This window comes from Undibacterium sp. CY21W (assembly GCF_014284265.1).
Lineage (GTDB): Bacteria > Pseudomonadota > Gammaproteobacteria > Burkholderiales > Burkholderiaceae_D > Undibacterium > Undibacterium aquatile.
Map to the genome: position 1 here is coordinate 415,068 of NZ_JACOGE010000002.1, position 25,711 is coordinate 440,778.

Here is a 25,711-nt window from a genome sequence, read left to right on the forward strand (position 1 = left end):
AACAACGCTGGGGCAGTTCTGCGCAAGTCCTTAACGTAATTGTGCGGCCAGCGCGGTCATGATTTGCTCTTGCCATATACTCAGGCTGGAATACTCGCCGGTATTTTTATCCGGGTCGGCACCGGTGCCGCCAATCAGATAAATCATGCCATTGCGGGTCTGCGGATCGAATACAAACCCTGACTCCAGACCGTAGGCAAATCCCAGATGACCAACGCCGGTAAATCCATGCCCGCCGGGCATCACAGGTGGCGTCAGGCGATCTCCATGATGTGCGGCGCTGATATCAGTGAATACCTGAAACCCCAGCGCCCATGACTGAAACATGCCCTGATAATCGTCGCCATTCTGCAGCGCTGCATCGTAACGCCACCGGGGCGTTAACAAAGTCCGCACGCTGGCTGGCTGCAACAGGCGCACGCCATCAAGCTCGCCCTCACGCATCAGCATCTGCATCAGACGGCTGAGGCCGCGCGCGCTGATACGCAAACCACCCTGCGGACTGAACAAGGTGGCATTCCAGCCTGGCTGATACGTCGTCAGATAAGTCCGCTTCGGCACCGCTTGCTGGTGATAATCATCGACCTGTGGCTGCCAAGCGCCTGCTGTATCCCAGACATCGTTTTTCTGTTTGCGATACAAGGTGGCCAGATTATTCAGTTCTGCCGGACTCAGATTTTCCGGATGAAAACTGCCGCTGATCTGCAACGGTTGCAAAATCAATTCCTGCATCAGCACATCAAAACGTTTTCCTGATACGGATTCCATCACGGCACCGATCACACCCCAGTTCAGATTCACGTAACTGAAGTATGTTCCCGGTGCATAGTTTTTGTTGCTGGCATCAGGTCGGGCCCAGATCAATGCTGATACTGCGTTTTTTTCCGACGCTTGCAAAACACTTTGCAGCGACGTACTCGCCGGAAAATTATAGCCACCATCATCGCGCAACGACGAGGTATGACTCAGCAGCATACGCAGGGTGATCGCCGCATCAGGATAATAAGGATTTCTGAGGGTATAGCCGAGATAGCGGCTGACATCGGTATCGAGCGCGAGTTTGCCCTGTTCAACCAGACGCATTACGCCAAGCGCTGTCACCATTTTAGAGACAGACGCAATACGGAATAAGGTATCTGCATTCGCTGGCAAACCAACGGCGGCAGTCGTCGGGATAAAGCGCTCGCCGAACTGCTTTTCATAGACGATCTCACCAGCGCGTATCGCGATCACAGACAAACTCGCCAATGGCCGTTGCGGCTGGCTGACGATGGCCTGCAATTGCTGATCTGTGGTCGTTTTCATTGATGCGCGTGTCATCGGAACTGCCATCTCTGCCATTTTTACTTCTGCCATTTTTACTTCTGCCGTTTTTACGTCTGTCGTTTTTACTTCAGCAGGCGGGCTTGCTGCCTCCACGATACCAGCGAAAATTCCAGAAAAAAATAGCACCACCGACATACTTACGGCTGAGAAGGAAACGCGCTGTATCAACATGCTCAGTCTATCCGCAGATAGGTCTGGCGGACGACCGCAGGATCACCGAAATTGAAATGCCACCATTCGCTGTTAATGCCTCTGAAACCCGCATGAAACATGGCTTGCCGCAGTATCTCGCGATTGCTGCGCTGCTGCGCGGTAATTTGTCCGGCAGCCAGCATTTTTTCTTCGAGTGCCGGATGTGATTTTTCCACCATCTCATCGAAGCCGCTGCCCATATCGATTTCTACGCCTTGCGGATCAATAACTGTCACATCGACCGCCATGCCAAACGAATGAATAGAACCGCGCGCAGGGTCAGCCACATACATTTGTAAAGGTGTGCCATCCAGATGCGCCCACAGCATTTCCTGTACGCGGTGCGGGCGCAAGGCATCCAGCACAATGATCCGATAACCCGGATGCTGCTCTGCGAGATAGTGCGCCGCCTGCTCCAACGCTGCTGCGGCTTCTCTGTGCAACCATGCGCAATCGAGATCGCCATACAAGTCACGCCCGACAAAATTATCGGTACCGACATAGCGCAGATCAACAGTAATGCCATCAATCGCTGCAAGGCGACGGAAGTCAGGGTGATCAGCAATGAATTCACAACGCATGTACGACTTCTCCAGATAAATCACAAAACAACCAGCACTCATTTCAGCTTGTCAGAATAGAGTTTGCTCTTGCTGTCTTCCAATGAAACTTTACTTGTCACGTATAACCGTAACTCATTATTTGATGCGCGATGTTGAACAGTGGCGCATCCACTTATTTTTATCGCTTCGCGTTTTGCTTTGCATCCGGCGCGATATCGAGATAGCGCCAATTTGTGAAATCGACCGGATGCCGCTGATAATGCAGCACCCAGGGCTGGCGGATATCCGCAGACAAGGGATGCACCCGCGGTATCCACGGGTTATAAGCATGCATCAGCAATGCCATTTGACGGTACAAAGCGCGCCGTTCAGGAGAGTCTGTCATCGTCAACGATTTTTCATACAACTGATTAAATGCAGGCAAATTAAAACGAGCATAATTCGCCCGCCCGATATTTGCGCCGTACAGCAACTGGTAAAAATTCTCACCATCGGGGAAATCAGCAACCCAGTTTGCCTCTGTCATCTGCACCTGACCAAGACGCGATGCACGCAAAATTTCTGAATGTTTATCGGTTTTAAAACTGATGCGTATGCCGATCGCATCCATGGTTTTACGCCAGACTTCATCCCGCAAACGCCCGGTGGTATTGGCCTGGCTGTGCATCACCAGCTGCAAGGGCTGTCCATCCGGTAGGCGACGATAACCGTCGGCACCGCGCTGATAGGAAAAACGATCAAGTAAAGCATTCGCCAGCGCAGTATCGTAAGACACCGGGCTCTTGAAGTTGGCATCGTAGCCAAGCACGTTCGGCGGCAACGGTGACTGCGCCGGAATCGCCAGACCTTTTTCCATCAGACTGATATCTTCGCGGCTGTTATAACTCATCGCAATTGCGCGGCGTAAGGCAATCTTTTCCTGACTATATCCACCGATGACAGGATCTTCCATATTCATCCAGACATAATAAGTTTGCAGCGGAGAAAATAAGGACAGTTGCACACCTTGCTGTTGCAGATCCGGCTTCAGTTTACCGTCCTTCATGACCATGTCTGCCAATGGCGGTGGCACCTGTTCCAACGTATCAAATTCACGGTTCAGGAAACCGAGCACGCGCGCCTGCTGCTCTTCGACAATCGCAATCGTGACGCGAGAAACCAAGGGTAGCGTCCGGCCTTGCAAGTCTGCCGCGATCTGCAGTGAGACGGCATCTTTCCCAGCCTCGCCATCAAACACCACTTTGCGATAATCAGGATTCGCATTCAGTACCAGACGAAAACTGCGCTGCCATTCACCCAGCATAAACGGGCCGGTACCGACAGGATGATTGCCCGCCTGATTACCGTAGCTCTCTATCACTTCTCTGGCAACGGCAGATGTCGCCGTGGTCGCCAGAATAAACAAAAAATTGTTATCCGGCACATTCAGCCTTATGCGTAAGGTGTAACGATCCAATGCCTGCAAACCGGGAATGGCGGAAGCGCTGTCGAATTTCCAGCCGGGTGCCGCTTGTACATTGCGCAGTTTTTCATCACCCAGCAACTTACCTTCAAACATGAATAACCACGGTGATTTCAGCGCAGGATCGTATAAGCGCCGTATGCTGTACACATAATCGTCAGCGGTTAATTCGCGTACTTTTCCTTTGAATGCTGGGTCGGGTGTGAAATGGATGCCTGGTTGCAAATGCAGTGTATAAGTCTTGCCGCCATCGCTGATCTCCGGCATCGCGTTCAGGGTATTCGGCTTCAATTTGACCGGGCGCGCCAGATAATCGTAGCGCAGCATAGGTTCAAAAATATTCTCATTAATGCTGAGCGTCGCAATATCGGAAGCCACCGCCGGATCGAGAGCGCTTTCGGGCGTCGTCAGCAAAACATTCAAGGTTTTGCCTGTGCCTGCCTGAACACCCTGAACACTCAACGCAAATAGCGACAGCGCCAGCAAGGCACAGAAACGACGCAGCCATGGCATTGCTTGCTTCATGCGTCGCCCTCTTGAATTCTGTCGCTGTAACGGGTGATATAAAACCATTCCTCGCCACAATGCGCACCGGCATCGGGGAAAATCATACGGCCATCCATTTCTGCCCTGACCTCGCTGCCATCGTGGCGCAAGCCAATCAGATCGCCTTTCTTTACTTCGTCAAAACTGCGCCAGTCGCGAATGAAATGATCGTCGTCGTGCAGCTTGTCGATCACATCATAGATACGCAGGGTTTCAATTTCTTTGACGGCAGCAGGTGCTGTTCCGGCAATGATGCCGAGATGGGTCAGGGTATTGATGATCGCGCGGTACGCGACTTCCGGTGCCAGCGGGTCGAGATGCTGACCGCATTCCAGCGTGACTGCATAGCCGCCGACGGAACGCATGTACTCTGTAGTACCGACACCGAACTGGGTATTCGCATTCGCCAGCATTCTGGCATCTGCATCCGGCCCCAGTCTTTGCTGACGGCGGACGACACCGCGCGCATACGTGCTCAGCCAGCCATCCACCATGCGATGTACGCCCAGACGCCGCGCCATCGCCAGCTCTGCGTCTGCGTGGCTGAAGGGTTCGATATCGCCATCGTTATTTTCTGGACCGACCAGAACGAAAGCCTCGCCTTCGCCACGGAAAGAATGCAGATCCAGCAAAACATCGTGTTCAGCCAGTAACGGGCACAGCCAGTTGGCGACGTGATCTTCAAATTCTGTCGGCGTACTGGTCGGCAACAAGCGGCGATTCAAATTACGGTCACCCTGTCTTTCGCCGCGCTGATAAGCCAGTGGATTCGTCACCGGTACGAAAGTCACACAACCGGATACGATCTGAATGATGCCGGCGTTGATTTCAGCAATCACGCGCCGTATCGCCTGCGTGCCACAAATCTCGTTGCCATGAACCGCACCGGTAATGATGATGCGCGATCCGGCAAGCGTTGACTGATAGCGCTGGCTGTTAAAAAATAAATGTTGCGAACTCATACTTATACTCATTCCAGACTAAAACGTAACCGACCTCTTATTGATCACTTCTTACTTATAGGACTGACGAAAAATTGTCCCGGCAAGGAACCATAACGCCGCTGGGGCGGCTTTACATCAGTCCCTTTTTTACTTCTTGCCAAACTCGGGATCAACCTTAATCAGGGCAGTCACAATAAAGGTCGGGATCGCGGCGAGGCAAATCCATACAAAGAAATGCGCGTAGCCCAGCGTTGCCTGCAACCAGCCGCTGAACATACCTGGCAGCATCATGCTCATTGCCATAAAACCGGTGCAGATCGCGTAATGCGCAGTCTTATGTTCGCCGTCGGCAACCATAATCATGTACAGCACATAAGCTGTGAAGCCGAAGCCATATCCCATCTGCTCAATGGCCACGGCGGCACCGACCAGGTAAATATTTTGCGGTTGTACGAATGCCAGATACACATACACGATATGCGGCACATTGATCGCCAGCGCCATCGGCCACAGGCAACGCTTCAGACCATAAATTGAAATCAGCGCGCCACCAGCGAGGCCGCCCAGCGTCAGTGCAATCATGCCACCGGTACCGTAGACGATGCCAACCGCCTGCGTCGATAAACCCAGCCCGCCTTTATCCAGACTATCCAGCAAAAATGGTGGCGCCATTTTGACTAACTGCGCTTCGCCAAAGCGATACAGCAACAGAAAAGCAATCGTCAGCAGAATATTTTTTTTCTTAATAAATTTGCCGAAAATCGTAAAAAACGTTGCGACGACCTGATTCGGATCACCTTGCGCGTGATCGCTGTCCGGTCTGGGCAAAGCCCATTTGTGATACAGCGACAGACTCACAAACATTGCCGCCAGCACACCGAAAACAACCATCCAGCCAAATGCCACATTACCGGTCAGATCTTTCAGCGTTCCCGCAAGATAGACCAACGCGCCCTGCCCCGTCAGCATCGACATCCGGAAAAACATGCTGCGTACACCGACAAACGCGGCCTGCTGATGCTGCTCCAGTGCCAGCATGTAAAAGCCATCACTGCTGATGTCATGCGTGGCGGCACCGAATGCCAGCAACCAGAACACCAGCAAGGTCATCTGAAAAAAACTGCTCATCGGTATCGTGAATGCGACCAGCCCAAATAAGGCACCGATCACCAGTTCCAGCGTAATCACCCAAAAGCGTTTGGTCTTAAACATGTCCACAAACGGCGACCATAAAGGCTTAATCACAAATGGCAGATACAACCAACTGGTGTAGAGGGCAATATCGGCATTGGAAATACCCATGTTCTTGTACATAATGACGGACAAGGTCATCACAACCACATAGGGAATGCCCTGACTGAAATACAATGATGGTATCCAGCGCCATGCACCGGTTGCCGGTGTTTGCTCAGTATCGTTGGCAGTTGTGACGTCTCTTGTCATCGTGTGAGTTTTTCCTGGTGAAATGCCAGAACTCATTTCATTAATAGAGATGAGTTCTACGAATACATCTTCCCAACAAAAACACCGGAAGACGATTGAATTTTTACGCTTTGCTCATAGAGTAAAGTTATACGCTGACGCTATCTTTTCATTTTCTGCGTGTCGCAAAAGCGACCTATGATAAACGAAGCAAACACTGATAGAGCATAGTCGTTAAAAAACTCTGATGTTTCGTAAAGAATTGGAGTGGCAGCAAGGCAGCGGGTTTTATCCGAAAATATGACAGAACAGATCATCCCTATATGAACCCAGCAGATTTCGTTTTCCCCGGTATCAAAGACAACGCATCAGCGCTGGCTTTGGGGATAGATACGGGCGGAACGCAGACACGCTGGGCGCTGGCAACGGCCAATGAAGACATCATCGCCAGCGGCACCGCGGCAGGATTGACGGCTCTGCAACTCAAGACGCAGCAGGGAAAACAGGAATTCGCACAAGTGTTTTCCGACCTCGCTGCTGCTGCACGCAGCCACGGCAAATTACAAACAGTCAGAGTCGGCATTACCGGTTTCAGTGACGATATGCGTGTCGTCATTCTGGAGATGTTGTCCGGTATTCTGCAAATGCCGGAACCATGCATTCGCCTCGGTACTGACATCGAAATTGCGTATCTGGATAGTTTCAAGCCGGGAACAGGCTATCTGGTTTATGCGGGTACCGGTTCTATCGCCGCCTATATTGACGAAGCCGGACAATTTCATCGCGCTGGTGGGCGCGGCTATTTGCTTGACGATGGCGGCAGCGGCTTCTGGATCGCTCGTGAAGCAGTACGCCATATCTGGCGCACCGAGGATGAATGCCCGGGAGCATCGCGCGATTCGCTGCTCGCGCAAGAAATATTCAAAGCCATCGGCGGCGATGATTGGGACAAATCCAAAGATTTCATGTATCACCACAGCCGTGGTGACATCGGTAAACTGGCGTTGGCTGTTGCAGCCTGCGCGAATACGGATGAAGTTGCAGCCGATATTTTAAAAAGAGCCGGACAAGAACTGGCGCGACTGGGAATGGCAATGTGCAAACGCTTCGGCAACAAGCCTGTGGTTCTCAGCGGACGGGTACTTGAACTCCATCCATTGATTGCAGCATCTTGTCGTACCCATTTACCTTCAGACATCAGCTTACGTACCAGTATTTGCCAGGCACATTTTTCGGCAGCCCGGCTCGCTGCCAGACAACTTACATTACTCTCATGAAAAAATTACTCTTCCTCGGATTCCTCGCCGCCGTCCTCACCGGCTGCGCTACATCACACATCGATTCCAGCATCTCGGCGAAAAGTCAGGAAGACCGCGTGCAATTTCTGATTCTGCATTACACCGCGATTGATGAGCCGACTTCACTCAAGGTATTGAGCCAGCAAGGTGTCAGCAGTCACTATCTGGTCGGCGATCAGATGCCGGTCAAAGTCTGGCAACTCGTTGATGAAAGTAAAATGTCGTATCACGCCGGACTCAGCGACTGGAAAGGTTATAGCCGCCTGAACGCCAGCTCTATCGGCATCGAAATTGTTAATCTGGGTTTCCGCGATGCGCCGGAAGGCCGCACCTACTTCCCGTTCCCCCAAGCGCAGATTGACCGTGTCATTGCGCTGGTGAAGGACATCGTTGCACGCCATCAGATACGTCCAGAATACATTCTTGGCCATTCCGACATCGCCCCACAACGTAAGTCTGATCCGGGCCCGCTGTTTCCGTGGAAACAATTAGCTGATGCAGGCCTGATTCCTTGGCCGGATGCAACACAAGTGGCCCAACGCATGTCGCTCTATGAAGAGCAATTACCAGATGTCAGCTGGTATCAAAAAAAACTGGCACAACATGGCTATAACACACCGCAAACCGGCGTGTTAGATGAAGCAACCAAAAATGTGCTGATCGCATTTCAAAGCAAATATCGTCAGGAAAAATTCGATGGCGTCCCCGATGCTCAGACAGCGGCCATGCTGGACGTCCTGACGGCAAACACGAAGACACGATAAATGCTGGATGCACTGGGAATAAGCGCGGAGATACTGCAGCAGCGCGGCTTCGTTGCGGTATCTGAAGCGACGTCTCTGGTGCTTGCTGAGGTGGGAGAGGATGGGCGCGAGTATTGGCTGACACCCGCCGCCAATCAAGCCTGGCAAGCGATGAAAAATACCGCGGCTGGTGACGGTATTGCCCTGCTGATGATTTCAGCCTTTCGCAGCGTCGCCCGTCAGGCTGAAATCATCCAGACCAAACTTGCGGCAGGGCAGGAAATTCATGACATCCTGCAAGTGTGTGCCCCGCCGGGATATAGCGAACATCACACTGGCCGGGCGATCGATATCGCCACGCCGGAAGATCCTGAGCTTGAGATTTCATTTGACACCACAACAGCATTCCATTGGCTGCGACAGCGTGCTCCTGAATTTGGTTTCCAGATGTCTTATCCGCCAGAAAACAGCAGCGGATATCAATACGAACCATGGCACTGGTGTTTTCAACACTGAGCCACGTCAGACCTGAGGCTGAAATCACAATATCGCAATATCGGTTTCGGTCTGAAAACAAGGGTGTTCGTCGCGGATAAAAACACTCTGTTCCCGCCAAATGACGCTTTGTCGCAAACAATTCGCCTTCCCTTATCGTGCCAATTACAGTGGCATTACTCCCACACGATATGGAAAGGAAATGGTATGAAACTCACTGCAAATATGGATGGTATCGTCATCGCCGCGATCGCGCTGGTCATGCTGAGCAATCTGATTCACCAGTTACTGGCCTGAGCATCATGCTGACCCTGCTGATCTGGATTATTTTATTTGTATTGTGCTGGCCGCTGGCAATCATGGCGCTGTTGCTGTATCCCTTATTCTGGCTGCTGTTACTGCCATTCAGAATACTCGGGATTGCCGTTGATGGCGTTTTCGAATTACTGCGTGCGATTGTCATGTTGCCAGCACGTTTGCTGGGTGGGCGCTGAACAAGCGCCGCGAGAATTAATGTACGCTGTTGAATAAGTCGTGCAACTCTTCAAAACGATCTTCAACTTCGTCGTTCGCCAGACCAAGAAAATCGCAGGCTAGTTGCCCGCCTTTGTCCCACTCAGCCCAGTTTTCCTGACCGTGGTAACGGTATATGCCATATTCCGACACCAGCGCCAGCGCCACCAAAGCCCGCACACGGTCATTGGTCGCAGAATCCGTTAGCACGAGATAATCGTGGTGCAACAATATTGCGTTCGACACTTCTTCCGGTAATCCCCAGGTCCGCGCCATCAAAGCACCAATGGACGTATGACTGGTGCTGTGTCGCTTCTGTTCAATTGCTGTAAATTTTTCGTTGACGTCATTACCGGCTAACACCAGCGTTTCCTGATAATCAGGAAAACGTTCCAGCAACAATGGAATACCAATGTCACAGAATAAGCCGAATGTGTGTGCAATATCTGCTGAGCAAATGCGCATACGGCTCGCCAGATGCGCCATTGCCTGCGCCCGTTTAGACGAGAAATCCCAGAATTTAGCGAGCGGAATTTTTTCTGTCTGCACTGCCTGACGCGCAATAATTCCCGTCATCAGCAAACCGCATTGCTGTATGCCCAATAGTTTCACGGCATGCGCAACGGAAGTGGCCTTCAGGCGCAAGCCAAAAAAAGACGAATTGGTGACTTTGAGTAAAGATGCCGACAAGGACACATCATTTGAAATGATGGCTGCCAGCCGTCCCGGATCAGGCTCTTTGCTGGCTAACTCCGTCTGCAAATCCAATAGCATGCTGGGACGTGGCGGTATGCGTATGGTTTTGATCAGGGCGTCAACGGATTGATCGCTGGCGACGTGTGCAGTGCTTGGAGGAGTCATATCAAAACAGCAATTGAATAATATTGTGCAACGCCCATTTTAACGCATATTACCGCGTAGAAAGAACTGTATGGCGTGTGTTTTCAGGTTCTGGTTGGCACTGATTCACCTTATTTTTTCACGGGAATCGGGGTATTTCTGTCCACCGGCACAGCTGTAACACTATTCTGCGGCGAACCATCAATCAGCTTATCCGAATAGGTCAGGTAAACCAGAGCATTTCTTTTCTGATCGACCATGCGGACAATGCGTAACTTTTTGAAAAGAATAGATAAACTCTGATTGAACACTTCTTCCTGTTGCTTTAACGGCGCCGGAAAACTGACCGGCCCGACCTGACGACAGGCAATCGACGCTTCAGCCTTATCTTCTGCCAATCCCAAGCCACCTGAAATGCCGCCAGTCTTGGCGCGGGATACGTAACAAGTTACGCCCGCAACTTTAGGATCATCATAAGCTTCCACCACCACCTTATGATCGGGACCTATCAGCTTAAATGCCGTATCCACGCTGCCGATATGTTCAGCGCAGACCGTTGTTGAAAATAAAGCCAGTGCTGCACATGCCAGAATCTGATGTTTCATGTTGTTCGCCTTTCATTCATTTTTCATTCATATCAGGCATCCGCTGCCAGACATCATTTATTCAACGCCGAGTGACGCTTGCTGTATGCGAAATAGATACTGATCGCAATGAACATCCAGATAAAAAATACTTTAAATGTCGTTCCCGACAGGTCTTTCAGAATATATAAACAGGCAAAAATACTCAGCGCCGGAATCAGGTACGGACCAAACGGCACACGGAAACCCTGCACGCCATGCCCGATTCCTTTTTTACGTATCACAGGAATGGATGCGGAAACGACGATGAAAGCCACCAGCGTTCCCATGCTGACCATATCCCACAAAAATGTCGCGTCTACCAGACCTGCGACGATACCGACCAGCAGACAAACCAGCACGGTATTAATCACCGGAGCGCGTGTGCGTTGATGCACTTTCTGAAATGAAGCAGGAATCAGACCATCTTTACTGATCGCATACAAAATCCGGCTTTGTCCATAAATCGTCACCAACGTGACACTGAATACAGAAATCACCGCCCCTGCAGAAAGCACCAAAGCCGGCCACGCCTTACCTGTCACATTCTGCAAAATCACCGCCAGCCCCGCCTCTTGCCCCTCAAACATATGTGCAGGTTGAGCGCCGACGGCAGCAATCGCGACCAGCATGTAAAACACGGTGACAACAATCAGCGCCGCCATGATTCCCAACGGTACATTCCGCTTGGGATTTTTGACTTCCGCACCTGCGGTCGCCACCGTATCAAGCCCGATAAAAGAGAAAAAGACCGTGCCGGCAGCGGCAGTCACACCCGCCATGCCCGCCAGCCCTTTGCTATTGTTGGTATTAAAAAACGGCGTGAAATGTTCAGCGTGAAAACCGGAAAAGGCAATCACTGCAAAAAATACCAATATCGCCAGTTTGATCATGACCATAATCGCATTGACGGTCGCCGACTCTTTCGCGCCGCGCAACAACAAGAAACAACAAATGATCACCAGCACCACCGGCGGCAGATTAAATTGCCCGGGATGAATTTCAACACCATTGGCACCGGCAACGATCATCGGCGTGCGTAGCATCTCGGGAATCTGCCAACCCAGCGCATTGTGTAGAAAATTGTTCAGATAAGCCGACCATCCTATCGCTGTCGCACTAGCCGCAAGTCCATATTCCAGTAACAGACAGGCTGCAACCACAAACGCTGCGAATTCACCGACAGTAGCATATGCAAATGAATACGAAGAACCGGAAGCCGGAATCCGCGCCGATAATTCAGAGTAGCAAAGCGCCGTCAGCCCGGCAGTCAGTGCCGCAATCAGAAACGACAAAATAACCGATGGCCCTGCTTTAGGTACCGCTTCGACCATGGTGAAAAAGATGCCTGTTCCTATGGTGGCACCGACACCAATCATGGTCAGCGAAAACAATCCCAAAGAGCGATGCAGGCTATGCTGATGCTGTTCCTCAATGATCACTTCATGAGCATCGATAGGTTTCGTGCGGGTTAATTGGCGGGCTAATGATATAAAGCTCAAGATCATTCCTTGTTTTCAGAAACTGCTGCGCATCTGATGAAATAGCGAAGACCAGACACTCAGATCTGGCACGGCGTGTAAAAGTGTAATTGAACGCAGAACTCGCCGGTCAGCTACGGACAATGTCTGTAAGCAAAAACTGTACACACATAACATCCAGGTAGGCTGACCAACTCAATTCCGTTTGTTTCATGACGATTACACGAAAAACGCAATGATAGCGGCAAATCCCTCCGGCACAACGTCAACTACCGTAATTTGCAGAGTTTGTGATACATCATGGTAAAAACCACTGGTGATGTTAGCATTCCAAACTTATGCCTATGCCAAGAATTTCCCTGCTGACATTTCACCATCTGGTGCGCACAGTATTACTGATGTATGTACTGACGCTCGGCGTTGCGATGGCCTCGCCGCTGATGAAGCCAGATGCCATGAATCTGATCTGTACCAGCACCGGATATAAACTGGTCGGCAACACCTCGGATGCGGGCCAGGGCAAAAGCAGCGCGCAGACGCATTTACTCGATTGCCCTTTATGTGTTGCAACGACACTCCCTCCTGCTGTTGCGTCAAATAGTGTTTGCGAACCTCCGCATGCTTTGTCGTATGCCACGCAGTCGATTCCGGCTGCACGGCTTGCGGCTACCGTCTCAGCGCCTCTCCCTGCACGGGGTCCGCCGGTAATCTGAAGACCCTATCCGGTTCTGTTTTCTCCTGTACGCGTCTGACCGACATGTGTGCGCTACCTGCGCGCGGCCATTGATTACGTTAATTACGTTTAATTGCGTTGCGTTGAGTTGCGTTGAGTTGCGTTGAGTTGCGTTGAATTACGCGCACGGAAACTTGCGATTAACTGACCGGATACGCCTTTCAGCCTTGGTGCAGCAACTGTCTGCGCACCATACGATCACCGACCATCGCCGGAACCTCATCATTTTTCTGAGCATGGCTGCTGCAGTCTTGTTCCCGGCTGTGGCAACGCACCACATAAGAGAGACCATATTTCATGCAAACCCAATTCAAACAACATATTCTGGCGACGTCCATCGCGGCTCTGCTTCCTTGCGCGGCGGTTCAGGCACAGGAATTACCATTACAAAAACCATCGGAAGTCGTCATTCATGCCGAAAAAATTCCGGCACCGAACATCGATGGGGTCACTCAGAAGTCGGCGCTCGCTGCTACCAGCGATGTCGCAACGCTGTTGCGCGACGTTCCCGGTGTCAGCCTGTATTTCGCGGGAGGCGTCTCAAGTCTGCCGGCGATCCACGGCCTCGCCGATGATCGCTTGCGGATACAGGTTGATGGCATGAATCTGATCTCAGCATGTGCCAATCATATGAATCCGCCGTTGTCATATATCGATCCTACGCAGGTGGGCAGTATTCAGGTATTGACTGGCATCGCCCCCGTCAGCACTGGCGGCGACAGCATAGGCGGCACTATTAAGGTAAATTCACCTGAGCCGGAATTCGCGGCAGCTGGTCAAAGCACCCTGCTCAAAGGCCAGGCAGGCAGCTTTTATCGCAGCAATGGCAATGCCAAAGGCGTCAATTTTGCAGCGACTTATGCCACAGAAATATGGAGCCTGAATTACACCGGCGCGATTGCTGAAAGCGGTAACTATCATGCTGCCAACGATTTCAAGGCAGCAAAATTAGCGGCAGCAGATAAAGCCTGGATCGCCGCTGATGAGGTTGGTTCATCACGCTATAAATCTGAAAACCAATCGCTGTCTGTCGCGATGCGTAACGCCGGTCAACTGCTGGAACTGCGTATCGGCACGCAGAATATTCCCTATCAGGGTTTTCCGAATCAGCGCATGGATATGACAGGCAATAACAGTGAACAGGTCAATCTGCGCTACAAGAGCCAGTATGACTGGGGTACATTGGAAGCACGCCTGTATAACGAACACACACGGCATCGCATGAATTTCGGCGATGATAAACAGTTCTGGTACGGTAACGCCCCCGGCATGCCTATGGATACCGAAGGCAAAAATACCGGCGCGCTGATCAAGGCTGATCTGATGCTATCAGAGCGCGACAAGCTCAGTGTCGGCACGGAATATCAGCGCTACCGTATGAATGACTGGTGGATCGCTTCCGGCACCGGCATGATGATGGCACCAAATACGTTTGTGAATATCGCCGATGGTCAGCGTGATCGTCTGGGCATGTTTGCTGAATGGGATGCCAGCTGGACGCCGCAATGGATGACGCAACTGGGCTTGCGCTACGAAAGCGTGAAAATGAATAGTGGCAATGTCGCTGGCTATAGCAGCATGTATGGCAATCCGGCGCTGGTAAGTTCTGTCCCCGGTGCATTCAATGCGGCCGACCGTCAGCGTAAAGATAATAACTTCGACCTCACAGCCACCGCCCGCTACACGCCCAATGCCACGTTCAGTATGGATGGTGGCTATGCGATGAAATCGCGCTCGCCGAATCTGTATGAGCGTTACACCTGGGCCAGCAACAACACCATGGTCATGAACATGAACAACTGGTTTGGCGATGGCAATGGCTATGTCGGCAATCTCCAGTTAAACCCTGAAGTTGCGCATACCCTGAGTGCAACGCTGAACTGGCATGATGCGGAGCTATCCGACTGGGAATTCAAAGTATCGCCCTACTACACGCAAGTGCGCGACTACATTGACGCCACCAGCTGTGCGGCAGTCGGTAAAACCTGTGGCACACGCAAAGATGGTTTTCAGAATCTGAGCCTCAGCAACCAGAAAGCAAGGCTGTACGGGCTCGATATTTCCGGTCACAAGCAACTCATCAAAACCAGTGAAATCGGCAGTGTTTCGCTCAGTGGATTACTGAATTATGTGAACGCTAAAAACACCGTGACCGACAGCGGCTTGTATAACATCATGCCGCTGAACGCGCGCCTGTCGCTGACGCAGAAAAAGGAACACTGGGAAAATACGCTGGAAGTACAGATGGTCGATGCAAAAACCGATCTTTCGGACATTCGCAAAGAACTGCGTACCGCTGGCTACACCTTACTCAATCTGCGCAGCAGCTATACCTGGAAACAGGCGCGTTTTGATGTCGGTATCGACAACGTGCTGAACCGCTTCTACCGTTTGCCGCTGGGTGGCGCGTATCTGGGACAAGGAGCAACGATGGGAGCTGGCGTCGCGCATGATACGCAGGTGCCGGGTAGCGGACGCTCTGTGTATGCGGGAGTCTCGCTGAAGTTTTAATGCAATACTAACAACGGCCTTCAGGCCTGAGTTTGAACACATGCAGCTGCCCGGCTTATCTCAGCGGGCAGTGCAGTTCAGAAAGCGGGCAAAAAGAAGATTACACATTGCGGGTGTTTTGCATGCGTCCATCCTCAGAAAAAAGCAAAGAAACCGGAGACGTAGAGGACTGCCCCGAAAGCAGGCTGCCATATTTTGCAATCACGGCTCCCAACGCGTTCTGGCTCTGGGCATTTGTATACTCCTGCTGGAATTTCACTCCTTCATCCAGCGCATTTTTTGCATCGGTCATGCCAACCACGGTCATGAGTTTTCGCGCCATCGATGGTGTCTCATCGAGTGCCTTTTTTAATTGCTCCGTATAAGGGTAGTCTGCCGGAAATACCGCCTGTCCCATGCTGTCATACGAGATACTGGCAGGCGCAGACGATATCCCATGGTCAGATAAAAATTTGGGAAACACATTTGAAATATGCGAACTCAGCGCGTCAATATTCTGCTGGGAAGGCATGAGTAAGGGCGGTAATTCAGCAAACGGTTTTTGTGGGCTGGCGGAAAAATAATCGTCGATGTTCAGCTCCACGCTTCCTTTGTCGGTGTCGAAGCTGGCAACCGCAGGGGTTGATGGCGTTGACGGCGTAGCAGATCTGGCGCTTTGCGATGCTATTTCTTGCATCAGCCTGTCGCGCGCTGCCCCGGAAATACTGGCAGTATCACTGCTACGTGCCGAAGCGGGTGTTTGAGCCGGAACGGTAGTGGAAAAAGTACCCGTTTTCTTCGCTACGTCAAACCATGCACTCGCGCCGCTGATGCCTTGAATATTCATGGTATGTCTCTCCTGCTGAATGAAATAACGGTTTATTCTCTGCTGATACGCTACATAGTTTACAAAAAATCATCAAAATTCAAAGACAAGAATTGCCCAGGATTTGCCGCATTGTTTAATCAATCGGTGTAGTACGATCGCGTGGTAGAAATTACAAGCACACATCCGGGCAACAACGCAGAGATACTTCAAATGAACGTATCTAGCAAATAACTGAAAACCGATCTCTCAGTATTAATGCGCCTTCCGGAGCAATTCTCACTTGCAGGGCTTATGGAATAAGGAGGTAAAACTCGGAGGAAAGGTGAAAAAAGGCTTGAAGAAAAAGATCATCGGCATTATCAGTAATCGTGGTCACAGACCATCGTCCGTCACCACGATTATTGTGAGCTTACTCGTGTCGCAAGGCTTCAATCGGATCAAGCTGGGCGGCACGACGCGCCGGGAAATAACCGAACAGCATACCGATGCCAGCTGAAAAGAAAAACGACATCAGGTTAATCGACGTATTGAACATATAAGGCACCTGCATGATCTGCGCGAGCAGGATCGAGGCGCCCGCTGCCAGCACGATGCCGATGATGCCGCCGAGGGTCGATAACACGGTGGCTTCAATCAGAAATTGCAACAGCACTTCACGCTCCAATGCACCTATCGCCAGTCGCAAGCCGATCTCGCGGGTGCGTTCTGTGACGCTGACCAGCATGATATTCATGATGCCGATGCCGCCGACCAGCAAACTCACAGCAGCGACCGCACCAAGCAAGGTTGTCATGACCTTGGTGGTACCAGACATAGTTTCAGCCAGCTGCTTGGTATCGAGCACATTGAAGTTGTCTTCATCGGTATCGGCCAGTTTGCGACGCTCACGCAGCAATTGTGTCAGACTGGCTTTCAGGGTTTCACTATCGGCGTCGTCTTTCATCGAGACCAGCAAAGTGGCAACGCGACGGTTGCCGGTCACACGACGCTGCAATGTATGCAAAGGAATCAGCACCACATCATCCTGATCATTGCCCATGGCAGCCTGCCCTTTCGACCCCAGCACACCGACAACCTCACAGGAAAACTGCTTGACGCGCAAATGTTCTCCAACCGCATTGCGTGTGTCGAACAATTCCCTTCTCACTGTTTCACCGATAATGCAGACGGCTGAACCAGCCTGCAATTCGCCTTCTTCAAATTGACGTCCTGCCGCCAGCGTCCAGTTATTCGTACGCAGCCACGCATTGGTACTGCCAGTCACGCTGCTCGACCAGTTACGGCCATTCGCCACGACGACAGCACTGGCGCGGCCTTCGGGTGCCACGGCTTGCACACCGCCGATTTGCGAGGCGATAGCTTCGGCATCGGCTTCTTTAAACGAAGCAGTGCCGGCACCGCCACCACCGCCAAAGCTCATACGCTGTCCGGGGCGAATCTGCAATAAATTGGTGCCAAGACTTGATATCTGCGCCTGCACCGCAGCGGTCGCACCGTTGCCTAAAGTCACCATGGTGATCACTGCGCTGACACCGATCACGATCCCAAGGATGGTCAGAAATGAGCGCAGCAGATTACGGCGTATCGAACGTAGTGCCAGCAATATCGTATTCAGGAACATGCTGCGCCTCCTTCTGCCACCGCTGCCGCCGCATTGGCTACTGTATCTGCTGCGTCTGCTGACAATATCGCGATCGGATGCGGATTGATGGTATCGGTATCGAGCAGGCCATCAACAAAGCGGACGATACGTTTGGCATACAAAGCCATATCCGGTTCATGTGTGACCATCATGATAGTGATGCCATGTTCCTGATTCAGACGCGACAGCAGCTCCATGATTTCACGGCTGCGCTGAGAATCGAGATTGCCGGTCGGCTCATCCGCCAGCAACACCGCCGGTTCGGTCACAATGGCACGCGCGATAGCGACACGTTGCTGCTGACCACCCGATAATTCTGCCGGCGTGTGATGTTCCCAGCCCGCCAGACCAACCGATGCCAAGGCCTTCGCTGCCAGCCGATGACGATTCGCGGGGCTTTCGCCGCGATACAACAACGGCAATTCAACATTTTCCTGCGCCGAGGTACGCGCCAGCAAATTAAATCCCTGAAACACGAAGCCGAGATAACGCCGCCGTAAGCGGGCGCGCTGATCGCGCGACAAGGCTTCAACATGCATGCCCTGAAATAAATACTCACCGCCGGATGGCGTATCAAGACAACCAATGATATTCATCGCAGTCGATTTACCCGATCCGCTGGGCCCCATAATCGCGACAAACTCACCGGCATGAATGTCAATATCGACGCCTTTGAGTGCCATCAATGCCGCTTGCCCGCTGCCATATTGTTTCGTGACGCCACGCAAGCGTATCAAGGGCAGTGCATCAGCGTCCGCATCGGTGATCTTCGTCTCAGGCACTGGTGCCGTCTTCGTTATAGCTGGGATATCCGAACTCATTTCAGAACTCATTTTGCGGCAATCTGACGTTGTTCAGTAATGACCTGCATGCCCGCCTGCAATTCCGGCGCACTGACTTCTGTCATTTTGCCGTCGCTGATACCGCGCGTCACCGCAATCGCGACCGGCGCATTGTCACGTAATATCCATATCTGCTGCACTTTTTTGCCATTCGCCGATTCTGTGGCCGACTTCCGCGCTGCCTGACCAGGCGGGCGTGGCATCAGACTCGTCATCAGACCGCTCTTACCCGGCGCCGCAGCTGTGCCGCCATGTGATGGAGTGAAACGTAAAGCCGTGTTCGGTACGATCAACACATCGTTTCTTTCCTTCGCAGTGATCGTGGCCGATGCCGTCATTCCGGGACGCAGACTAAGATCGCTGTTATCCACATCCAGATAGGTGATGTAAGTCACCACATTATCGGTAATCGTAGAGCCATACGCGACGCGGGTAATCGTGGCCGGATACTGGCGATTTGCATAAGCGCTGACGGTAAAACTGGATTTCTGCCCGAGCTGCACGGCACCGACATCGGCCTCGTCGACATTCACCTGCAAACGCAAATGCATCAAATCTTCTGCTATCGTAAATAAGGTGACAGCTTGCAGTGATGCCGCCACCGCATTCCCGGGATCAACCGAACGGGTCAGAATCACGCCATCGATAGGCGAGCGGATAGAGGCGCGCGCTAAGTTGGTTTCATCGGTCGATAAGCTGGCCTTCGCACTGAGCACATTCGCATCTGCACTGAGGACCGTGGCTTTCGCCCTATCCAGCGTCGCAGCAGCGGTGTCGAGTTCGGCTTTCGATGGGACTTTGCCGCCGGATAAACGCGCTACTTCCTGCAAGCGATCGAAATTCGCCTGCGACTCTTTAACCGTCGCATTGGCCTGTGCCAAAGCTGCTCTGGCAGCATCCAGCGCCGCCCGCGAACGGACGATCTGATCGTTTAACTTAGCAGTATCAAGCTCCACCAGCACCTGCCCTTTTTTGACTTTGTCATTCACATCGACCAGCACACGGCTGACTGTACCGGACAATTCACTGCCTATGCTGACCGAGCGTGTCGGTTGCAGAGTACCATTCGCCATCACGGATAAGGTCAGGTTGCCACGTGCCAGCGGCGTGGTAACAAACACGGGCGCGGCCTGATTCGCCTGATTTTTACTCCAGAAAAACCAGGCTGCGAGCAGCACAGTCATCAGCACAACAATCAGCCAAAACGCAGGCCGGCGCCACCAGACGCGGGCATGCGGGTCGTCAAGCAAATTGAGCGCTTCCGCTCCGGTTTTCGTCGTCATCACGGGAGGTGTAGTCATCATTTTTTCAGTTTAATTACTGTTCTGGTTAGCTCTGGTTACGGCTGTCACGCGCGTGCCGGATTCATCCTGATCGGCCTGCCAGCCGCCGCCCAGCGCTTTGTACAGGCGCACGTAATCTGCGGCCAGATCGTTGCTGGTACTGGCCACGGCATCCTGCGCGCTATACAAAGTACGCTGTGTTTCAAGGATGGTCTGGAAATCGATGAGACCGCTGGCAAAGCGTTGACGAGCCAACAAAGCTGCATTGTTGGCAGCATCGGCAGCGTTGCGCAAACGTTGCAGACGTTCCCTGTCGTTCTTCAGTGCGACCAGCGCATTTTCCACATCTTGTAAGGCCGTCAGCACAGCGGCTTTATACGTGAGCTGCGCCTGCTCAAGTGCGGCCTGCTGCGCCTGCAACTGCGCCCGGTTGGCGCCACCATCCAACACCGGTAGCGAAACACTCGCCAATACGCTACTGAGCAAAGTGCCACTACCACCAAGCGCGCCGACCGTCAGCGCGCGCAGACCAAGAGAGCCACTCAGATTAAAGCTGGGATAATTCGCGACGTCGGCCTGCCGCACCCGCGCCAGCGCGGCATTGATCTGATGTTCAGCCGCGCGGATATCGGGGCGTTGGCGCAAAGTTTCAGCAGGCAGGCTCAGCGCCAGATTGTCGTCGGTCTGAGGAATATTGGCAGCGCTCAGCATGTCGCCAGTCTTCGCAGCGCGGCTCTGCAGTTGTTGACGCAGAGATTCCGGTGTCTGCCCGCACAGCACTTCAAGGCTGTGCAAATTCTGCGCTTCCGTGGTTTCCAGTAACGGAATTTGTGCCTGCGCCTGTTCGCTGGCGGCGCGCCCCTGTTCACCTTCAAGCGAGGTCAACAAGCCTGCCTGTACGCGCCAATTCGTAATTTGCAAAGTCTCAGCCTGACTCGCGACGTTCGCCTTCGCAATTGCTAGACGAACCTGAGTCGTCCGCAATTGTATGTAGTTCAGCGCGACTTCAGCAGCAACGGATATCTGCACGTCACCCAGACTGGCGGCACTGGCGCGGGCAGTTGCTTCACTGGCTGCCAGTGCCTGATGGTTGGCACCAAAAATATCTGGCTCCCAACTGGCATCAAATCCCGTCGAGAACGAATTTGCAGGCGCGATGTCGCCCGATTTACTGCGCTGCCCCGAAGCAGAGGCATTTATTTTTGGAGATAAAGCAGCCGCACTGACATCACGCAAAGCACGCGCCTGTCGTAAAGCCGCCTGCGCATTCTGAACGCTGGTATTGGCTTGCAGTGATTGTGTGATCAGCTGATTTAACAGCGGATCCTGAAAGCGCTGCCACCAGACTGAGATATCGGTGTGCGGCACACTCGCCGATGGCACTGCGCCTTTTGCACTGACAACCCGCAGACCACCAGACCACGCGGCAGGAACCTCAACGCCGGTGATCATGCTTGTCGATGGCGGTGCGCCGGAAGAGACACATGCGGCCAGAGGTGACAGCAGGAACAGCAGGCAAATTTTGCGCTTCATAGCATTTTTCTTGTGTTTCATTAAGCCATCAAACCTGATAGTCATGTCAGCACAAATTGTAGCGCTACGCTGGCGTTAATAAAGCGATACGTGTGTATCGCTTTGTGACGGACTATTGCCTCTGATCAGACAAACGCCATTATTCAGATGCAATCACGGGCGGATCATCAGAGAGACCGACGACACAGAAAAATATCAGTGACGCTTCACGTTCGCAAACGCCTCACCTTTTTTCCAGACCGGCATCGCATCTGTATTCGCGACCTCATATCCGAGGTTCAACGTAAACTGTGCCTGCTGCACCATACCACTTAAATCCCATTGCGCATGATAGATATCGCGTTCGGTGTGGTAGTCCGCTTTGAAACTCTTCATCTGCTCTTTCAGCGCCTGTTCCGGCTGCTTCGCAAAATGGAAATGCCCATCACCGGAAAACACGGCTGAACCAACATTGAATGCAGGCACGCCTGCCCGCGCAAAATTAAAATGATCTGCGCGGAAATACGCGCCGCCCAGATCGGGTACCGCCGGCGCCAGTTGCAAATGCATTTGCGCGGCGACTTTTGCCGCACTTTCATACAAACTGCTACGTTCGCTGCCAGCCACGCCGATATCATGTGTGGCGGCAACAAAATTCATGCTGTCGAGATTCAAGTCTGCCGCCGTTTTTGCCAACGGCCAGGGTGGATTGCTGACGTAACTCTGACTGCCCAGTAAATACTGTTCTTCTGCACAAGGCCACAAAAATATCTGCGTGCGCTTTGCCGGTTGCCTGACTGCTGCCTGCGCCATTGCCAGCAAGGCTGCGCTGCCTGAAGCATTATCCACCGCACCGTTCCAGATATGTGTTTTGCCGTCAGCAGTTTTTTCCATGCCAAGATGATCCCAGTGCGCAGAATAAATCACGGCCTCTGTCGCCAGTTTGGGATCGGTTCCAGGCACCATCCCCAGCACATTAAACTGCTCGACCTGTCTTACATGATTCTGTATGTTGACCTGAGCCTTGATGTGCAAATCGACAGGTTTGAAATCACGCTGTTCGGCACTGGCACGCAAACGATCAAGATCGAATCCGGCAGCAGAAAACAAAGTGCGGGCATTTTCTTCCTGTAACCAACCTTCGACTGCATTCCCCATCCCCGGCAAACTGAAACGTTCGTGACTAAAGCTGGTTTGCGGTACATTCCATCCATAACTGGCCGATGGCGTGGTGTGTATCAGCAATACGCCTGCGGCTCCCTGCCGCGTCGCTTCTTCAAACTTGTATGTCCAGCGGCCGTAATACGTCAGCGCTTCACCTGCAAAGCGCTGCGGTTCTTCTTTCGTCGGATGAGGATCATTCACCATCATGATGAGCAGCTTGCCTTTGACATCAATGCCTTTAAAATCATCCCATTGTTCTTCCGGTGCGCGGATACCGTAGCCAACAAATACCACGGGCGTATCCAGTGCAACTTTCTCCTTGCCACCGGAAGAGCCGAACACGATCTCACTGCCCAGCGTCGGCGTTATCGTACGGCCGTTTGCCTGAAAACTGATGCGACTCTCAGGCAGCGTCTGGCTGCCGATAATCCGCACAGACTGCCGGTAGCCAGCAACTGCCGACGACTTCAGCGGCTGCAAGCCAATAATGGCGGCCTGGGTTTCGAGATAACGAACCGCCAGATCACCGCCGCGCTGTCCGGTGCCACGTCCTTCCAACAGATCATCGGCGAGAAAAGAAAGATGTGAGCGCAGCACAGGTTCACTGATCACTCTGGCAGGTGTTGCGGTCTGCGCACTCGCATTGAGGGTGGTCAGTCCGAGTAAGCCCAGCGTTACAGCGTAAGAAAAAATATTCATATCAGGATAAGGAGGAAGTAAAAATTTGGATGTGTTTTGCTGCGTGTAAAACACCCTTTCACAGCGCATATTTCGTACCGCTAAGTGGAAGCGGGAAAATGAACGATGGTCGCTTGTGGCTGCACTCTGTTCCGCCATTCGCGCGCGAGTAAAGAATAGCATCGCAGATCGACATAGCGATCGTCCTTGCGTTCACATTCGCGCAAAATTCCTTCGAGTTGAAAGCCGAGTTTTTCAATCAGCTTCCAGCTTGCCGGATTATCGGGTTCGACCATCGATTGCATGCGATGCAGACTGAGTTTCGTAAAACAGTAATCGAGCATCGCAGACAGACATTCAAGCATCACGCCTTTACCCCAGTATTCAGGAAAAATCCAGAATCCGGCTTCGGCGCAATGATCATCCTGTTCCCACTCATTGATACCGCAAGTGCCGATCAAGTGCTGCGGTTCGTCGCGATGGCAGATGCCCCACCAGATTCCGGTGCCGGTTTCGTAAATCAATTCAAACCAGTCCAGTTGCGCCTGCGTTAATTCCAGCGTTTCATAACTGATACCGTAATACTCGGTAACACGCGGATCAGACATGCCGCGAAAAATCTGCGTCAGATCCGTGGCGACAATTTGTCGTAACAAAAAGTGCGGGGTCTGAATCAGGGGAAATGGAGATTTTTCTGACATAATCAAAATTATTTATGCATGCACCTGCGCACATATTTATATACATTTAACATACAGCAACTAAGTTCCATCATTTAAAACCAGAAACCGGATATTTCCTAGATATTCTGTTGCATAATCGGGCACTCTATTTTTTCAGGAGTTTTTATGAGTATGGCGATGATCGTCTTCTTCAAGGCGTTGCTGGTGGTGCCTATCACTTTATTGCCAATTTTAAATCCGATTGCGATTGCGCCTATCTTTCTGTCGATGACAGGGCCGATAGAACCGGAAATCGCTAACCGGCTGGCGAAACGCATTGCGATCAATTGTTTTTTCCTGCTGATGGGCGCGATTTTTATCGGCTCTTACGTGCTGGATTTTTTCGGCATTTCGCTGCCTATCGTGCGCGTTGCGGGGGGCATCGTGGTCGGCATGGCCGGCTGGAAATTACTGAATGACCAGAGTCAGGACAAATTGCTGAATTCTGTCGCCGCTTCGCATGGCGGACAGTGGAGCCGTGAAGAATTACGCCGCCGCAGTTTTTATCCGTTCAGCTTTCCATTAACCGTCGGCCCCGGCACGATTGCGGCCTCCGTCACACTGGGTACGCAAATGCCACACAAGCCTATCGACTGGCTGCTGACCAGTCTCGCCTCTGCGATGGGCGTGTTACTGACAACGCTCGTGGTGTATCTGTGCTACCGCTTTGCGCGGAATATGGAACGTTTCCTCGGCGATATCGGTGCCACGGTGCTGATGCGTTTGTCCGCGTTTATTCTGCTCTGTATTGGCATAGAAATCGGCTGGGCCGGTGTCTCTGATCTGATGGCAGATATACGTCTGCGCTGATTCTTCACGCGATATTTATTTCATTGGTTCTCCGCATGGCAGGCGCACGCTTCGCCATGCGCTGCCGCCACCAGCTCGTGCAAGATACCGCACTCTTTTCCATGATGTCGGTCGTCACAACGCGCACGTAACTGACTGAGTTGCTTCTCCAGCGCCCGCATGCTTTTCAACCTGGCTTTGACACGTGTAATCTGCTGATCGATGAGCAGATTAATGTCGCCACAATCTTCCGCCGGACTGGCGATGAAGGCGACCAGCCTGCGCACATCGGCCAGCGGAATATCCAGCGCCCGGCAATGACGGATAAACGACAGCCGCTCCAGATGCTCGCCGGTATAGCTGCGGTAACCGTTTTCCTCTCGCTCTGGTGCCGGTAACAATCCTTGTTTTTCGTAATACCGGATGGTTTCCAGATCCACTCCGGTCGCTTTCGCCAGTTCACTGATACGCATTTTTTCACTCACGCTGAATGATGATGGATTGATGAAGAGGTATTCATGATTAATTAATACTCCCCCGGGTATATAAAAAGCCCCTTTGTTTATACTGACAATAGAG

General features: G+C 52.2%; 24 protein-coding genes. 7 read left to right on the forward strand and 17 right to left on the reverse strand.

The window, feature by feature from the left end; translation table 11 throughout:
* Positions 1-30: 30 nt before the first annotated feature.
* The 5 genes from H8K29_RS06495 to H8K29_RS06515 all read right to left on the reverse strand — a co-directional run bounded on the left by H8K29_RS06495 (position 31) and on the right by H8K29_RS06515 (position 6,476).
* Positions 31-1,497, reverse strand: coding sequence for a serine hydrolase (locus tag H8K29_RS06495; RefSeq protein ID WP_255423277.1), 1,467 nt, complete (start codon positions 1,495-1,497; stop codon positions 31-33).
* A 2-nt stretch (positions 1,498-1,499) separates the two neighbouring features.
* Positions 1,500-2,099 (reverse strand): M15 family metallopeptidase, encoded by a 600-nt coding sequence (locus H8K29_RS06500; protein ID WP_186883006.1) that lies wholly within the window; start codon positions 2,097-2,099, stop codon positions 1,500-1,502.
* A gap of 160 nt (positions 2,100-2,259) precedes the next feature.
* Positions 2,260-4,068, reverse strand: a complete 1,809-nt coding sequence (locus H8K29_RS06505) for an ABC transporter substrate-binding protein (protein WP_255423278.1) — start codon at positions 4,066-4,068, stop codon at positions 2,260-2,262.
* A complete protein-coding gene (locus H8K29_RS06510; RefSeq protein WP_186896915.1) occupies positions 4,065-5,051 on the reverse strand; it encodes a succinylglutamate desuccinylase/aspartoacylase family protein in 987 nt (328 codons plus the stop codon). Before H8K29_RS06510 ends, H8K29_RS06505 begins: the two co-directional genes overlap by 4 nt.
* A gap of 129 nt (positions 5,052-5,180) precedes the next feature.
* Positions 5,181-6,476, reverse strand: coding sequence for an AmpG family muropeptide MFS transporter (locus tag H8K29_RS06515; protein ID WP_186896916.1), 1,296 nt, complete (start codon positions 6,474-6,476; stop codon positions 5,181-5,183).
* 302 nt (positions 6,477-6,778) lie between these two features.
* Here H8K29_RS06515 and H8K29_RS06520 point away from each other — a divergent pair, with 302 nt between their 5' ends.
* The 4 genes from H8K29_RS06520 to H8K29_RS06535 all read left to right on the forward strand — a co-directional run bounded on the left by H8K29_RS06520 (position 6,779) and on the right by H8K29_RS06535 (position 9,485).
* Complete coding sequence (locus H8K29_RS06520) at positions 6,779-7,732, forward strand: N-acetylglucosamine kinase (RefSeq protein ID WP_186896917.1); 954 nt, start codon at positions 6,779-6,781, stop codon at positions 7,730-7,732.
* Positions 7,729-8,517 carry an N-acetylmuramoyl-L-alanine amidase gene (locus H8K29_RS06525; protein ID WP_186896918.1) on the forward strand — a complete coding sequence of 263 codons (789 nt, stop codon included), beginning with the start codon at positions 7,729-7,731 and terminating at the stop codon, positions 8,515-8,517. The genes H8K29_RS06520 and H8K29_RS06525 overlap by 4 nt, the downstream gene beginning before the upstream one ends.
* A complete protein-coding gene (locus H8K29_RS06530; protein ID WP_186896919.1) occupies positions 8,518-9,012 on the forward strand; it encodes a D-alanyl-D-alanine carboxypeptidase family protein in 495 nt (164 codons plus the stop codon).
* Positions 9,013-9,293: 281 nt separating this feature from the next.
* Positions 9,294-9,485, forward strand: coding sequence for a hypothetical protein (locus H8K29_RS06535; protein WP_186883000.1), 192 nt, complete (start codon positions 9,294-9,296; stop codon positions 9,483-9,485).
* A 16-nt stretch (positions 9,486-9,501) separates the two neighbouring features.
* On the opposite strand, the gene H8K29_RS06540 is transcribed toward H8K29_RS06535, so the two are convergent.
* The 3 genes from H8K29_RS06540 to H8K29_RS06550 form a co-directional block, all read right to left on the reverse strand.
* Positions 9,502-10,365 (reverse strand): HDOD domain-containing protein, encoded by an 864-nt coding sequence (locus H8K29_RS06540; RefSeq protein WP_186882999.1) that lies wholly within the window; start codon positions 10,363-10,365, stop codon positions 9,502-9,504.
* 110 nt (positions 10,366-10,475) lie between these two features.
* A complete protein-coding gene (locus H8K29_RS06545) occupies positions 10,476-10,949 on the reverse strand; it encodes a CreA family protein (RefSeq protein WP_186896920.1) in 474 nt (157 codons plus the stop codon).
* A 53-nt stretch (positions 10,950-11,002) separates the two neighbouring features.
* Entirely contained in the window at positions 11,003-12,469 is a 1,467-nt protein-coding gene (locus tag H8K29_RS06550; RefSeq protein ID WP_255423279.1) for an APC family permease, read from the reverse strand.
* Positions 12,470-12,786: 317 nt separating this feature from the next.
* On the opposite strand from H8K29_RS06550, the gene H8K29_RS06555 reads away from it, so the two are divergent.
* On the forward strand, positions 12,787-13,161 hold the full coding sequence (locus H8K29_RS06555) for a DUF2946 family protein (protein ID WP_255423280.1): 375 nt from the start codon (positions 12,787-12,789) through the stop codon (positions 13,159-13,161).
* A gap of 181 nt (positions 13,162-13,342) precedes the next feature.
* On the opposite strand, the gene H8K29_RS06560 is transcribed toward H8K29_RS06555, so the two are convergent.
* A complete protein-coding gene (locus H8K29_RS06560) occupies positions 13,343-13,480 on the reverse strand; it encodes a hypothetical protein (protein WP_186896922.1) in 138 nt (45 codons plus the stop codon).
* On the opposite strand from H8K29_RS06560, the gene H8K29_RS06565 reads away from it, so the two are divergent.
* The gene (locus H8K29_RS06565) at positions 13,479-15,692 is read left to right on the forward strand and encodes a TonB-dependent siderophore receptor (RefSeq protein WP_186896923.1); all 2,214 of its coding nucleotides are present in this window, start codon (positions 13,479-13,481) and stop codon (positions 15,690-15,692) included. The genes H8K29_RS06560 and H8K29_RS06565 overlap by 2 nt on opposite strands.
* Before the next feature lie 100 nt (positions 15,693-15,792).
* Here H8K29_RS06565 and H8K29_RS06570 read toward each other — a convergent pair whose 3' ends face one another.
* The 7 genes from H8K29_RS06570 to H8K29_RS06600 form a co-directional block, all read right to left on the reverse strand.
* A complete protein-coding gene (locus tag H8K29_RS06570) occupies positions 15,793-16,518 on the reverse strand; it encodes a hypothetical protein (protein ID WP_186896924.1) in 726 nt (241 codons plus the stop codon).
* 391 nt (positions 16,519-16,909) lie between these two features.
* Complete coding sequence (locus H8K29_RS06575; protein WP_186882992.1) at positions 16,910-18,121, reverse strand: ABC transporter permease; 1,212 nt, start codon at positions 18,119-18,121, stop codon at positions 16,910-16,912.
* A complete protein-coding gene (locus H8K29_RS06580) occupies positions 18,112-18,963 on the reverse strand; it encodes an ABC transporter ATP-binding protein (RefSeq protein WP_186896925.1) in 852 nt (283 codons plus the stop codon). The genes H8K29_RS06575 and H8K29_RS06580 overlap by 10 nt, the downstream gene beginning before the upstream one ends.
* Positions 18,964-18,971: 8 nt before the next feature.
* Positions 18,972-20,285 carry an efflux RND transporter periplasmic adaptor subunit gene (locus H8K29_RS06585; protein ID WP_370527144.1) on the reverse strand — a complete coding sequence of 438 codons (1,314 nt, stop codon included), beginning with the start codon at positions 20,283-20,285 and terminating at the stop codon, positions 18,972-18,974.
* 12 nt (positions 20,286-20,297) lie between these two features.
* Positions 20,298-21,800, reverse strand: coding sequence for an efflux transporter outer membrane subunit (locus tag H8K29_RS06590; protein ID WP_186896927.1), 1,503 nt, complete (start codon positions 21,798-21,800; stop codon positions 20,298-20,300).
* A gap of 195 nt (positions 21,801-21,995) precedes the next feature.
* The gene (locus H8K29_RS06595) at positions 21,996-23,642 is read right to left on the reverse strand and encodes a M28 family peptidase (RefSeq protein ID WP_186896928.1); all 1,647 of its coding nucleotides are present in this window, start codon (positions 23,640-23,642) and stop codon (positions 21,996-21,998) included.
* Between the two features lie 80 nt (positions 23,643-23,722).
* On the reverse strand, positions 23,723-24,322 hold the full coding sequence (locus H8K29_RS06600) for a GNAT family N-acetyltransferase (protein ID WP_186896929.1): 600 nt from the start codon (positions 24,320-24,322) through the stop codon (positions 23,723-23,725).
* Between the two features lie 147 nt (positions 24,323-24,469).
* On the opposite strand from H8K29_RS06600, the gene H8K29_RS06605 reads away from it, so the two are divergent.
* Entirely contained in the window at positions 24,470-25,153 is a 684-nt protein-coding gene (locus H8K29_RS06605) for a MarC family protein (RefSeq protein ID WP_255422777.1), read from the forward strand.
* Positions 25,154-25,173: 20 nt separating this feature from the next.
* Here the strand turns inward: H8K29_RS06605 and cadR are convergent, their stop codons facing one another.
* A complete protein-coding gene (cadR, locus tag H8K29_RS06610) occupies positions 25,174-25,605 on the reverse strand; it encodes a Cd(II)/Pb(II)-responsive transcriptional regulator (RefSeq protein WP_186896930.1) in 432 nt (143 codons plus the stop codon).
* Positions 25,606-25,711 lie beyond the last annotated feature (106 nt).

Coding starts and splice junctions, on each gene's coding strand:
- H8K29_RS06580 (WP_186896925.1), bottom strand. CDS start 18,963: ATGAGTTCGGATATCCCAGCTATAACGAAGACGGCACCAGTGCCTGAG.
- H8K29_RS06545 (WP_186896920.1), bottom strand. CDS start 10,949: ATGAAACATCAGATTCTGGCATGTGCAGCACTGGCTTTATTTTCAACA.
- H8K29_RS06530 (WP_186896919.1), top strand. CDS start 8,518: ATGCTGGATGCACTGGGAATAAGCGCGGAGATACTGCAGCAGCGCGGC.
- cadR (WP_186896930.1), bottom strand. CDS start 25,605: ATGCGTATCAGTGAACTGGCGAAAGCGACCGGAGTGGATCTGGAAACC.
- H8K29_RS06600 (WP_186896929.1), bottom strand. CDS start 24,322: ATGTCAGAAAAATCTCCATTTCCCCTGATTCAGACCCCGCACTTTTTG.
- H8K29_RS06535 (WP_186883000.1), top strand. CDS start 9,294: ATGCTGACCCTGCTGATCTGGATTATTTTATTTGTATTGTGCTGGCCG.
- H8K29_RS06560 (WP_186896922.1), bottom strand. CDS start 13,480: ATGAAATATGGTCTCTCTTATGTGGTGCGTTGCCACAGCCGGGAACAA.
- H8K29_RS06605 (WP_255422777.1), top strand. CDS start 24,470: ATGAGTATGGCGATGATCGTCTTCTTCAAGGCGTTGCTGGTGGTGCCT.
- H8K29_RS06575 (WP_186882992.1), bottom strand. CDS start 18,121: ATGTTCCTGAATACGATATTGCTGGCACTACGTTCGATACGCCGTAAT.
- H8K29_RS06540 (WP_186882999.1), bottom strand. CDS start 10,365: ATGACTCCTCCAAGCACTGCACACGTCGCCAGCGATCAATCCGTTGAC.
- H8K29_RS06500 (WP_186883006.1), bottom strand. CDS start 2,099: ATGCGTTGTGAATTCATTGCTGATCACCCTGACTTCCGTCGCCTTGCA.
- H8K29_RS06515 (WP_186896916.1), bottom strand. CDS start 6,476: ATGACAAGAGACGTCACAACTGCCAACGATACTGAGCAAACACCGGCA.
- H8K29_RS06595 (WP_186896928.1), bottom strand. CDS start 23,642: ATGAATATTTTTTCTTACGCTGTAACGCTGGGCTTACTCGGACTGACC.
- H8K29_RS06555 (WP_255423280.1), top strand. CDS start 12,787: ATGCCTATGCCAAGAATTTCCCTGCTGACATTTCACCATCTGGTGCGC.
- H8K29_RS06520 (WP_186896917.1), top strand. CDS start 6,779: ATGAACCCAGCAGATTTCGTTTTCCCCGGTATCAAAGACAACGCATCA.
- H8K29_RS06565 (WP_186896923.1), top strand. CDS start 13,479: ATGCAAACCCAATTCAAACAACATATTCTGGCGACGTCCATCGCGGCT.
- H8K29_RS06495 (WP_255423277.1), bottom strand. CDS start 1,497: ATGTTGATACAGCGCGTTTCCTTCTCAGCCGTAAGTATGTCGGTGGTG.
- H8K29_RS06590 (WP_186896927.1), bottom strand. CDS start 21,800: ATGAAGCGCAAAATTTGCCTGCTGTTCCTGCTGTCACCTCTGGCCGCA.
- H8K29_RS06570 (WP_186896924.1), bottom strand. CDS start 16,518: ATGAATATTCAAGGCATCAGCGGCGCGAGTGCATGGTTTGACGTAGCG.
- H8K29_RS06510 (WP_186896915.1), bottom strand. CDS start 5,051: ATGAGTTCGCAACATTTATTTTTTAACAGCCAGCGCTATCAGTCAACG.
- H8K29_RS06525 (WP_186896918.1), top strand. CDS start 7,729: ATGAAAAAATTACTCTTCCTCGGATTCCTCGCCGCCGTCCTCACCGGC.
- H8K29_RS06505 (WP_255423278.1), bottom strand. CDS start 4,068: ATGAAGCAAGCAATGCCATGGCTGCGTCGTTTCTGTGCCTTGCTGGCG.
- H8K29_RS06585 (WP_370527144.1), bottom strand. CDS start 20,285: ATGACTACACCTCCCGTGATGACGACGAAAACCGGAGCGGAAGCGCTC.